Source organism: Pantoea sp. ACRSB (genome assembly GCF_022346905.1).
GTDB lineage: Bacteria > Pseudomonadota > Gammaproteobacteria > Enterobacterales > Enterobacteriaceae > Pantoea > Pantoea piersonii.
Genome location: NZ_JAKRNL010000001.1, coordinates 1177420 through 1187896, shown reverse-complemented (window position 1 = coordinate 1187896; position 10477 = coordinate 1177420). Strand labels below are relative to the sequence as shown.

At 57.7% G+C, this 10477-nt stretch carries 10 protein-coding genes and 3 tRNA genes; 7 read left to right on the top strand and 6 right to left on the bottom strand.

The genetic code is table 11. The features are described 5' to 3' along the window. Positions 1–162: 162 nt before the first annotated feature. Positions 163–1491: an amino-acid N-acetyltransferase gene (argA, locus tag MHZ89_RS05810; RefSeq protein WP_311782186.1), complete on the bottom strand. Its 1329-nt coding sequence runs from the start codon at positions 1489–1491 to the stop codon at positions 163–165. 231 nt (positions 1492–1722) lie between these two features. Between argA and amiC the strand changes: the two genes are divergently transcribed. Beyond that, on the top strand, positions 1723–2967 hold the full coding sequence (gene amiC / locus MHZ89_RS05805; protein ID WP_311782185.1) for an N-acetylmuramoyl-L-alanine amidase AmiC: 1245 nt from the start codon (positions 1723–1725) through the stop codon (positions 2965–2967). A gap of 80 nt (positions 2968–3047) precedes the next feature. Here the strand turns inward: amiC and MHZ89_RS05800 are convergent. The 3 genes from MHZ89_RS05800 to MHZ89_RS05790 form a co-directional block, all read right to left on the bottom strand. Continuing rightward, positions 3048–3124 (bottom strand) — tRNA-Met (locus MHZ89_RS05800). A 49-nt stretch (positions 3125–3173) separates the two neighbouring features. Then, positions 3174–3250: transfer RNA gene (locus MHZ89_RS05795), tRNA-Met, on the bottom strand. A 49-nt stretch (positions 3251–3299) separates the two neighbouring features. After that, a tRNA-Met gene (locus tag MHZ89_RS05790) sits at positions 3300–3376 on the bottom strand. Between the two features lie 207 nt (positions 3377–3583). Here MHZ89_RS05790 and mltA point away from each other — a divergent pair. Continuing rightward, a complete protein-coding gene (gene mltA / locus MHZ89_RS05785) occupies positions 3584–4735 on the top strand; it encodes a murein transglycosylase A (RefSeq protein WP_120451169.1) in 1152 nt (383 codons plus the stop codon). A gap of 45 nt (positions 4736–4780) precedes the next feature. Next, positions 4781–5584 (top strand): tRNA cyclic N6-threonylcarbamoyladenosine(37) synthase TcdA, encoded by an 804-nt coding sequence (gene tcdA / locus MHZ89_RS05780; RefSeq protein ID WP_311782184.1) that lies wholly within the window; start codon positions 4781–4783, stop codon positions 5582–5584. Between the two features lie 4 nt (positions 5585–5588). On the opposite strand, the gene csdE is transcribed toward tcdA, so the two are convergent. After that, a complete protein-coding gene (gene csdE / locus MHZ89_RS05775) occupies positions 5589–6038 on the bottom strand; it encodes a cysteine desulfurase sulfur acceptor subunit CsdE (protein ID WP_311782183.1) in 450 nt (149 codons plus the stop codon). After that, a complete protein-coding gene (gene csdA, locus MHZ89_RS05770; protein WP_311782182.1) occupies positions 6035–7249 on the bottom strand; it encodes a cysteine desulfurase CsdA in 1215 nt (404 codons plus the stop codon). The genes csdE and csdA overlap by 4 nt, the downstream gene beginning before the upstream one ends. Before the next feature lie 197 nt (positions 7250–7446). Between csdA and MHZ89_RS05765 the strand changes: the two genes are divergently transcribed. From MHZ89_RS05765 to rlmM, 4 genes are all read left to right on the top strand, one after another. Then, positions 7447–7668 (top strand): YgdI/YgdR family lipoprotein, encoded by a 222-nt coding sequence (locus MHZ89_RS05765; RefSeq protein ID WP_311782181.1) that lies wholly within the window; start codon positions 7447–7449, stop codon positions 7666–7668. Between the two features lie 349 nt (positions 7669–8017). After that, on the top strand, positions 8018–8935 hold the full coding sequence (locus tag MHZ89_RS05760) for a transcriptional regulator GcvA (protein ID WP_033752825.1): 918 nt from the start codon (positions 8018–8020) through the stop codon (positions 8933–8935). A 50-nt stretch (positions 8936–8985) separates the two neighbouring features. After that, positions 8986–9381 carry a DUF423 domain-containing protein gene (locus MHZ89_RS05755; protein ID WP_120451175.1) on the top strand — a complete coding sequence of 132 codons (396 nt, stop codon included), beginning with the start codon at positions 8986–8988 and terminating at the stop codon, positions 9379–9381. Then, positions 9374–10474: a 23S rRNA (cytidine(2498)-2'-O)-methyltransferase RlmM gene (gene rlmM, locus MHZ89_RS05750; RefSeq protein WP_120451176.1), complete on the top strand. Its 1101-nt coding sequence runs from the start codon at positions 9374–9376 to the stop codon at positions 10472–10474. The genes MHZ89_RS05755 and rlmM overlap by 8 nt, the downstream gene beginning before the upstream one ends. Positions 10475–10477: the final 3 nt, after the last annotated feature.

Below are 10477 nucleotides of genomic sequence, written 5' to 3'. Positions count from 1 at the left end.
TGGCGCGAGCGACATGGGCCGTTACGCAAAGTCGCTTTCGCATCCTTGCCCGCTCGGCCCGCGCCTTCCCTGGCGCGGGACGCTTTGCTCCACGGCCCATGCCGCCCACGCTTCAGGATTTGGCGCCGCCTGAAAAGGCGAGAGTACAGTGGCTGGCCTGAATCAGGTCAGATCCGCCATTAGCACCTTAGAGCGCCGCTGGTAGTTATACATCTGCTTTTTACTCTCCGGCAGCGACTCAATATCCACCGGCGTAAAGCCGCGCTCCTGAAACCAGTGAATGCTGCGCGTCGTCAGAACAAACAGCTTCTCCAGCCCCATTTGTCGCGCCTGAAGCGCAACGCGCTGCAGCAGCATCTCGCCGCGTGAGGAGCTGCGATAGTCTGGATGCACCGCCACGCAGGCCATTTCGCCAATTTTCTCATCCATAAAGGGGTAGAGCGCTGCACAGGCGATAGTCAGGTTGTCGCGGATGATAATGGTGAACTTGTCGATCTCCATCTCCAGCTGCTCGCGCGAGCGACGCACCAGAATACCCTGCTGCTCCAGCGGGCGGATCAGCTCCAGAATGCCGCCGATATCGTTAATAGTGGCGCGGCGGATCTGCTCGCTCGACTCCATAACGATCTGCGTGCCAATACCGTCGCGTGAAAAGAGTTCCTGCAACAGCGCGCCATCTTCCTGATAGCTGATGAGATGGCTGCGGCGCACGCCGCTCCGGCAGGCTTTTACCGCGCCGCGCAGGAAACGTACAGTGCCGGACAGATAGTCGCCGTCGCTCTCCATCTCCTCGATGCGCGCCTGCGCGTCATTCGGGAAGAGTTCAGAGATAATCGCGCCGTCGCGGCTGGTCACCCCCTGCTCGGAGCAGAAACCAATCATTTTTTCCGCCTTCAGCTTGATCGCCAGCTGGGTGGCGACCTCTTCCGACGTCAGGTTAAAGCTCTCGCCAGTAACGGAAACCGCCACCGGGCCGAGCAGCACGATTGCATTGTTATCCAGCTGCCGATGGATCGCCTCTTCGTCGATGCGGCGAATACGCCCGCTATGGCAGTAATCCACGCCGTCATCCACACCCAGCGGCTGCGCAATAATAAAGTTGCCGCTGACGACATTGATATGCGCACCCTGCAGCGGCGTGTTGTTAAGGCTCATTGAAAGCCGCGCCGTAATATCGAGCTGTAACCGTCCCGCCGCCTGCTTCACCAGCTCCAGCGATTGCGCATCGGTGACGCGGGTGTGCTTGTGGTAAACCGGCTCCAGCTGATGCTCCGCCAGGCTGGCGTCAATCTGCGGACGCGCGCCATACACCACCACCAGACGTATCCCGAGGCTGTGCAGTAAACCAATATCGTTGACGATACTGGAGAAATTTTCGTGCTCGATCGCTTCGCCGCCCAGCATGATGACAAAGGTCTTGTCCCGATGGGCATTGATATAGGGAACGGTGTGGCGAAAACCCTGAACCAGCTCAGTACTACGTTCCTTCACGGCAAACCTCAATGAATGATTATTCGTAATTTCTGTATTTTTATTCTTTCAGCGCCACTTTTGCAAGGATTAAACCTGACGTAAATTTACGTTTTTTCGGGTGCGTCAGACGCTAAGAGGCTGCATTATTTAGCTTTTCCAGGATGACTTGGCCAAAGGTATGGGCTAAAGTTTTTACCGCCGTTTATTGAAGTGGCGCTTTTTTAGACAGAACAGAGCAGCTGGGGCGGCATGTCAGAATCAAATCCTCTTATTTCCCGCAGAAGGCTCTTGCAGGGTACAGGCGCATTATTGCTGCTGAGTGTCAGCCGCGCAGGCCTGGCAGCGAAAAATCATATTGTCGCGGTACGTATCTGGCCCTCCTCGACCTACTCGCGCATGACGCTGGAATCCAGCGTGCCGCTTCACTATAAGCAGTTTGCGCTTACGCATCCGGATCGGCTGGTAATCGATATTAAAGATATGCACCTCAACCCGGTGCTGAAAGGCGTCGATAAGCTGGTACGCGTTAACGATCCCTTTATCAAAAATGCGCGGGTAGGGCAGTTCGACGCCAGTACTGTGCGTATCGTGCTGGAGCTAAAGCGCAACGTCGCGCCAAAAACCTTCACTCTGGCGCCGGTGGCTGGGATCAAACACCGGCTGGTGGTAGATCTTTATCCCAGCCAGGACACCTCGGTTGACGATCCGCTGCTGGCGCTGCTTAAGGATTACAACCAGGGCGATCTGGAACGCAATGAACCGGCGACCGCGCCGCTGCCTGGTAAGGCGGGGCGCGACAGGCCGATGATCATCATGATCGATCCCGGCCACGGCGGCGAAGATCCCGGCGCGCATGGCAAATACAAGACGCGCGAAAAAGATATCGTGCTGAAGATTGGCCGACGGCTAAAAGCGCTGATCGACAAAGAGCCGAATATGAAGGCCTATATGACGCGCAACGAGGATGTGTTTATTCCGTTGCGGGTTCGGGTGGCGAAAGCGCGCAAGCAGCGCGCCGATCTCTTTGTCTCTATCCACGCCGACGCCTTTACCAGCCGCAGCGCGCGTGGCTCTTCGGTGTTCGCGCTCTCGACCAAAGGGGCGACCTCGGCGGCAGCGCGTTTCCTGGCGCAGACGCAAAACGAATCGGATCTCATTGGCGGCGTCAGCAAAAGCGGCGATCGCTACCTCGACCACACCATGTTCGATATGGTGCAGCGGCAGACCATTCACGACAGCCTGAAGTTTGGCAAAGAGGTGCTGCATCGTATGGGGCGCATCAACCATCTGCATAAGCGTACCGTCGATCAGGCTGGCTTCGCGGTACTGAAGGCGCCGGATATCCCGTCAATTCTGGTGGAGACCGCCTTTATCAGCAATGTGGAAGAGGAGCGAAAGCTACGCACCAGCCGTTATCAGCAGCAGGTTGCCGAGGCGATTTTTCACGGGATAAAAGCCTATTTTGATAATGGCGGGGCGCTGGCGCGTCGTTAAAGAAGAGGGGGATAGCGCATGCTGTCCCGTTTTCATAAAGCACAAAAACAAAAAAGCACCCTTTCAGGTGCTTAAATGATTGGTTGCGGGGGCCGGATTTGAACCGACGACCTTCGGGTTATGAGCCCGACGAGCTACCAGGCTGCTCCACCCCGCGTCCGTCTTGCGCTTTGCGTCTTGCTACTTTGGCTCTTCGTTAAAAGAGTTGGTTGCGGGAGCCGGATTTGAACCGACGACCTTCGGGTTATGAGCCCGACGAGCTACCAGGCTGCTCCATCCCGCGTCCGTAGTGCGCATTGCGACTTTTCACATTGTCTCTTCATCAGAAGAGTTGGTTGCGGGAGCCGGATTTGAACCGACGACCTTCGGGTTATGAGCCCGACGAGCTACCAGGCTGCTCCATCCCGCGTCCGTGGATGCGCACTATACCTCGCGGAGCTGATGATGCAACCCCTTTTTGCCGCGAAGCGCCAAATTGACTGCTGTTTGCTGAATATTTTCTCCATCTGGCTAATTATCGCACAGCTGCGCGCGTGGAAAGAGCTAGCGGATTTCAATCTGTCAGGCGCTTTGCTATCGTCGCGTGGCGACGAACACTAATGAATAAGAGACGGCGATGAATAAAGGACACTGGGCGAAGTATGTACTTACTGGTGCAATGTTTGCGCTGCTGGCGGGTTGTAGCTCAAAACCAACCGATCGCGGGCAGCAATATAAAGATGGCAAGCTGGAACAGCCGCTGGCGCTGGTCAATCAGCCCAACGCCAAAGGCCGACCGGTAAACGGCAGAGACTTCGGCGAGCAGGTACGACAGATACAGTACGCCTCCTCGGCTCTCTATGGACGCCACACCGGCACCTACAGCGCGATTGAGAACTGGCTGATGGCCGGTGCCGATACGCGCCAGCTGCGTCAGTTCGGTCTGAACGCCTTCCAGATGGAGGGGACCGATAACTATGGCAACGTGCAGTTTACCGGCTACTACACGCCGGTTGTGCAGGCGCGCTACACGCGTCAGGGCGAATTCCAGTATCCCATCTACCGGATGCCGCCGCGCAAGCGCGGAGCGAAGCTGCCGAGCCGCGCCTCTATCTATAGCGGCGCGCTGGACGACCGCTATGTTATCGGCTGGAGCAACTCGCTAATCGATAACTTTATTATGGACGTGCAGGGCAGCGGCTATGTGGATTACGGCGACGGCCGCCCGATGACCTTTTTCGGCTACGGCGGCAAAAACGGCTGGGCCTATCACAGCATTGGCAAAGAGCTGATCGATCGCGGCGAAGTTAAGCGCGAAGATATGTCGATGCAGGCTATCCGCGACTGGGCGGCAGCGCACTCCCCGCAAGAGGTGCGCGCGCTGCTGGAGACGAACCCGTCTTTCGTCTTCTTTAAGCCGGAACCCTATACGCCGGTGCGTGGCGCCAGCGCGGTGCCGCTGGTGGCGAAAGCCTCGGTAGCGTCGGACCGCTCGCTGATCCCGGCGGGAACCGCGCTGCTGGCGGAAGTGCCGCAGCTAAATGAAAAGGGCAAGTTCAACGGTAAATATGAGATGCGCCTGATGGTGGCGCTGGACGTTGGCGGCGCGATTAAGGGCCAGCATTTTGATATCTATCAGGGCATCGGGCCTGATGCGGCGCACCTGGCGGGCTTTTACAACCACTACGGCCGCGTCTGGGTACTGAAAGCCGCGCCGGGCGCCGGACAGCCGCTGTTCAGCAACCCGCAAAACGGCGATAATGGCTCTCTGTTACTGGGTTCAAACTGATTTCTCTGCGGGCCGTGTGGCCCGTATGACGTGACAAGGTTGATTATGAGTGTGGTTAACGAGGCCTGGCGTCAGCGTTTTGGCGGTACGGCACGTCTCTATGGGCAGGAAGCGCTGACGCGTTTCGCCGCGGCGCACTTCTGCGTTATTGGTATCGGCGGCGTCGGTTCCTGGGCGGCGGAAGCGCTGGTGCGCACCGGCATTGGCAAAATTACCCTGATCGATATGGATGATGTCTGTATCACCAATACCAATCGTCAGATCCATGCGCTGAACGGCAACGTCGGTAAGGCGAAAACCGAAGTGATGGCTGAGCGCCTGCGCGCTATCAATCCCGACTGCGAAGTGATCTGCATCGACGATTTTATTACGCCGGATAACACGGCGGAACTGATGGCGGCGGGCTATGACTATGTGATCGATGCGATCGACAGCGTGCGTCCGAAAGCGGCGCTGATCGCCTGGTGCCGCCGCAATAAGATCCCACTGATCACCACCGGCGGCGCGGGCGGCCAGATCGATCCGACGCAGATTCAGGTCGCCGATCTGGCGAAGACGATTCAGGATCCGCTGGCGGCCAAACTGCGCGAGCGGCTGAAGGCGCTCGGCGTGGTGAAAAACAGCAAAGGCAAGCTGGGTATCGACTGCGTTTTCTCTACCGAAGCGCTGATGTATCCGCAGCCGGACGGCAGCGTCTGCGCCGCGCGCAGCACCGCCGAAGGGCCGAAAAGGATGGATTGCGAATCGGGATTCGGCGCCGCCACTATGGTGACCGCCACCTTCGGCTTTGTCGCCGTTTCCCATGCGCTGAAGAAATATCTGGCGCGGGCGGCGCGTCAGGCCGCGTAGGAACTCAGGGCTGCGCCGCGTGCGCGGCCTGATGTACCGCCTCCGCCAGTGCCTTCAGGCCGCTGCTGCGTGAGGCGCTAAGCTGGGCGCGCAGGCCCAGTTCATCAAACAGCTGCAACGGATCTTCTGCCAGCAGCGCCTGCGGCGTTTTCCCTTCCACGGCGGTAAGCAGCACCGCAAGCAGACCACGTACAATGCGGCCTTCGCTGTCGCCGTAAAAATGCAGCGTGCCGTCGTGGCGCAGCTGGCTGCCGAGCCAGACGCGGTTTTCACAGCCGGTCAGCTCAATGTCAGCGGTTTTCAGCGCGTCCGGCAAGGCAGGCAGCTGGCGGCTGAGCTGAATAAGCTGACGATAGCGATCCTCCCACTGTTGAAAATGGGCGAACTTCTCTTTCAGGCCCTCAAGGGTGATCAGATCGCCAAACGGGTGCGGGCCAGCCAGGGTCTGACTCATACTTCCTCCTCCGACAACAGGTCGAGCGCGGTGTAGATGGCGCGAGTCAGCGCATCTACATCCTGCAAATTATTATAGGGCGCGAAAGAGACGCGCAGCGTGCCGCTCACGCCAAGCGCCGCCATCAGCGGCTGTGCGCAGTGCTGGCCGGCGCGCAGCGCAATGCCCTGTTCCGCCAGCAGCGTCACGATATCGCTGTGGTGTACGCCCTCGAAATCAAACGCCAGCACGCTTGAGCGCCCGACGCGGTAGCTGCGGAAACCGGGAAACTCGCTGAGCTGCTCTTCAGCCAGGCTGGCGAGCTGCTGGCTCCACATCTCCGCTTTCAGCCGGTCATGCTGCTCAAGCCAGCTGAGCGCGGCGCTCAGGCCCACCACGCCCGCGACGTTTGGTGTCCCCGCTTCGAAACGCCAGGGAACGGGCTGCGGCGTAAAGCCGCTGAAATCCACCTGAGTGAGCATCTTGCCGCCGCCTTGCCAGGGCGTCATCTCCTCCAGCAGTTCGGCTTTGCCATACAGCACGCCGATGCCGGTTGGGCCGTAGAGCTTATGGGCGGAAAAGGCGTAGAAATCGATCCCCAGCGCCTGTACGTCGGGCGGGCAGTGCGCCACACCCTGCGCGCCGTCAACCATCACTTTCGCACCCACGCTGTGCGCCAGCGCGATAGCCTGCGCCAGATCCGGGCAGCCGCCCGTTACGTTGGACATCTGACCTATGGCCAGCAGCCGGGTACGCGCGTTGAGCAGCGACGGCAGCAGCGTCATATCCGGCAGGCGATCCGCGCCGATGGGCCATTTCACCACCTTCGCGCCGCGCGCCTGGGCCGCCATCAGCCAGGGCACCAGATTGGCGTGATGCTCCGCCTCGCTCACCAGGATCTCATCGCCCGCCTTCAGGCGCGGCAGCAGCCAGCTGTTGGCGACCAGGTTAATCGCTTCCGTGGTGCCGCGCGTCCAGACAATCTGATGGCTGTGCGCCGCATTCAGCAGGCGTGCCACCTGATGCCGCGCCTGCTCATAACGCTCGGTCAGCTGTTGCGCCGCGCCGTACTGGCTGCGATGCACTGTGCCGGCGCTCAGGCTGTAAAACTGTTGCGTGGTATCGATCACTACCTGAGGCTTGAGCGTAGTCGCGGCGCTGTCGAGATAAACACCTGCATCGTTCAGCGCCGGAAACTGCTGGCGGAATGCGGTGGGATTGAATGCGGTCATGCTTTGTCTCGTCTTATAAATAAACAGGACCAGAGCAAAAGCCTGGCTCTCTCCTGGCAAAGCTGTAAAAGCGCGTTATGCTGATTAATGCAAGGTTTAAACCAAAACCCGTACAATGAGCAACCTTCTTTAGTCGATTTGACTAGGGTCAGCTGACGCGGGTGGTTTGATGCAATCAATCTACAAGGAGATGGAAAATGAAAAAACTTTCAGCAGTGCTGGCTGTCTGTGCTATGGCTTTTACTCTGGCCGCGTGTTCAAGCAATTATGTCATGCATACCAATGATGGTCGCACCATTGTCTCCGCAGGTAAGCCTTCAGTAGACAACGATACCGGTATGATCAGCTATAAAGACGCTAACGGCAACAAGCAGCAGATTAACCGTTCAGATGTCAAAGAGATGGTTGAAGTGAAGTAAGCGCCCGGCGTCTGCTTCAGGCAAAAAAAAGCACCGCAATTTGCGGTGCTATTCAAAATCACTATGGACAGACAGGGTAAATCTACAGGAATTAAAAGTTTGATCTGCAATCGTCAGATCAAAATGCAAACACAACATCACGACCACAAGCCAAAAGTTTTCCGGAAGTCTGCGAACTCACTCACAAATCCTGAAATCTTTTCGTTCCGGCTCAGGAAGTGCGGCAACTATAGGTATTTGCTGGAGCTTCCTCAACGGACAATTTATAATGCCTCGGATTACTAAAACTAATATGTGAATGCTTGTTATAAGCGCACGTGTTTTGCCCCTGATCCGAGCACGGAAAACCATGTCGAAACGCCTTCCTCCTCTTAATGCACTCCGCGTGTTTGACGCCGCGGCGCGCCATCTCAGCTTTACCAAAGCCGCCGAAGAGTTGTTCGTTACCCAGGCCGCAGTAAGCCATCAGATAAAATCGCTGGAAGATTTTCTCGGGCTTAAGCTGTTTCGCCGCAGGAATCGTTCGCTGTTACTGACGGAGGAGGGCCAGAGCTACTATCTCGATATCAAGGAAATTTTCACTGCCCTTAATGATGCGACGCGCAAGTTACAGGCGCGCAGCGCGAAGGGCGCCCTGACCGTCAGCCTGCTGCCCAGCTTCGCTATCCAGTGGCTGGTGCCGCGCCTCTCCAGCTTTAATATGGCTTATCCGGGCATTGACGTGCGTATCCAGGCGGTAGACCGTGATGAAGAGAAGCTGGCCGACGATGTTGACGTAGCGATCTTCTACGGTCGCGGTAACTGGCCAGGACTACGCGTGGAAAAACTTTATGCCGAATATTTGCTGCCGGTCTGTTCGCCCGCGTTGATGACCGGCGATAATCCGTTGAAAACGCCGATGGATCTGTCGCGTTTTACCCTGCTGCACGACGCCTCGCGGCGCGACTGGCAATCCTATATCCGCCAGTTAGGCTTGCAGCATATTAATGTCCAGCAGGGGCCGATTTTCAGCCACAGCGCCATGGTGTTGCAGGCCGCGATTCACGGCCAGGGCGTAGCGCTGGCGAATAATGTGATGGCGCAGAGCGAGATCGAAGCTGGCCGGCTGATCTGTCCGTTCAACGACGTACTGGTCAGTAAAAATGCTTTTTATCTGGTTTGTCATGACAGCCAGGCAGAACTGGGTAAAATAGCCGCCTTTCGGCAGTGGATCATCGCGAAAGCCGCCAGCGAACAAGAAAAATTCCGCTTTCGCTACGATCATTAACTTATTGATTTCTGTACAGTGAGGTACAGATGCACCTTGAGGATAGTCAGATGTCCAGTCGTGCCATGTTTATTTTTGCCGCCATCAGCGGGTTTTTGCTGGTGGCCTTTGGCGCTTTTGGTGCCCACGTATTAAGTCGTTCGCTCGGGCCAGCCGAAATGGCCTGGATCCATACTGGGCTGGAGTATCAGGCGTATCACACGCTGGCAGTAATCGGCCTGGGAGCAGCGATGCTGCGCCGCGCCAATCTCTGGTTTTACTGGAGCAGCGCCTTTCTTGCCCTTGGCATCGTGCTGTTTAGCGGCAGCCTTTACTCTCTGGCGCTGTCGCATCTCAAGTTTTGGGTTTTTGTTACGCCGGTCGGCGGGTTTTGTTTCCTGATCGGCTGGTTTCTGATGTTGATTGGCGCGCTGCGTCTTAAACGAAAGGCAGATCGCCATGAATAAAGTTTTACTCTATTGCCGTCCCGGTTTTGAAAAAGAGTGTGCGGCGGAAATCGCCGCCAGAGCCGCCGAGCGTGAAATCTATGGTTTCCCGCGGGTTAAAGAGAACAGCGGCTACGTACTGTTCGAATGTTATCAGCACGAAGAGGCCGATCGCCTGGTGCGCGATCTCCCTTTCGATACGCTGATTTTTGCCCGTCAGATGCTGGTGGTCGGCGAGCTGCTGAAAGATCTGCCGCCGGACGATCGCATTGCGCCGATTGTCGGCATGTTGACCGGCGTGGTCGAGAAGGGCGGCGAGCTGCGCGTTGAGGTGCCGGACACCAACGAAGCGAAAGAACTGACGAAGTTTTGCCGCAAGTTTACCGTGCCGCTGCGTGCCAGCCTGCGCGAAGCGGGTATCCTGCTCAACTACGAAAGCCCGAAGCGCCCGGTGGTGCATGTCTTCTTTATTGCACCCGGCGCCTGCTACGTTGGCTACTCGTTTGTCGGCAACAACTCGCCGTTCTATATGGGCATTCCACGCCTGAAGTTCCCGGCCGATGCGCCGAGTCGCTCAACGCTGAAGCTGGAAGAGGCGTTCCACGTTTTTATCCCTGCCGACGAGTGGGATGAACGCCTGGCGGGCGGTATGCACGCGGTCGATCTCGGCGCCTGCCCCGGCGGCTGGACCTATCAGCTGGTGAAGCGCAGCATGTGGGTTTACGCAGTCGATAACGGCCCGATGGCGCCGAGCCTGATGGATACCGGACAGGTGACGCACTGCCGCGAAGACGGCTTTAAGTTTCGCCCGACGCGTAATAACAACGACTGGCTGGTGTGCGACATGGTAGAGAAGCCGGTGCGCGTCGCCAACCTGATGACCGAATGGCTGGTCAACGGCTGGTGCCGCGAGGCGATCTTCAACCTCAAGCTGCCGATGAAAAAGCGCTACGAAGAGGTGACGCAGAACCTGGCGATGATCGACGAGGCGCTGAAGGCGCAGGGCATTAACGCCCAGATCCGCGCCCGCCAGCTTTATCACGACCGCGAAGAGGTCACGGTGCATATTCGCCGCATCTGGGGCGCGATCCCTGGCCGCCGCGACGAGCGTTAAGCG

Bases quoted from the DNA above. Each gene is read 5' to 3' on its own strand.
- amiC (WP_311782185.1), top strand. From the start codon at position 1,723: ATGTCAGAATCAAATCCTCTTATTTCCCGCAGAAGGCTCTTGCAGGGT.
- mltA (WP_120451169.1), top strand. From the start codon at position 3,584: ATGAATAAAGGACACTGGGCGAAGTATGTACTTACTGGTGCAATGTTT.
- tcdA (WP_311782184.1), top strand. From the start codon at position 4,781: ATGAGTGTGGTTAACGAGGCCTGGCGTCAGCGTTTTGGCGGTACGGCA.
- csdE (WP_311782183.1), bottom strand. From the start codon at position 6,038: ATGAGTCAGACCCTGGCTGGCCCGCACCCGTTTGGCGATCTGATCACC.
- csdA (WP_311782182.1), bottom strand. From the start codon at position 7,249: ATGACCGCATTCAATCCCACCGCATTCCGCCAGCAGTTTCCGGCGCTG.
- MHZ89_RS05765 (WP_311782181.1), top strand. From the start codon at position 7,447: ATGAAAAAACTTTCAGCAGTGCTGGCTGTCTGTGCTATGGCTTTTACT.
- MHZ89_RS05760 (WP_033752825.1), top strand. From the start codon at position 8,018: ATGTCGAAACGCCTTCCTCCTCTTAATGCACTCCGCGTGTTTGACGCC.
- MHZ89_RS05755 (WP_120451175.1), top strand. From the start codon at position 8,986: ATGTCCAGTCGTGCCATGTTTATTTTTGCCGCCATCAGCGGGTTTTTG.
- rlmM (WP_120451176.1), top strand. From the start codon at position 9,374: ATGAATAAAGTTTTACTCTATTGCCGTCCCGGTTTTGAAAAAGAGTGT.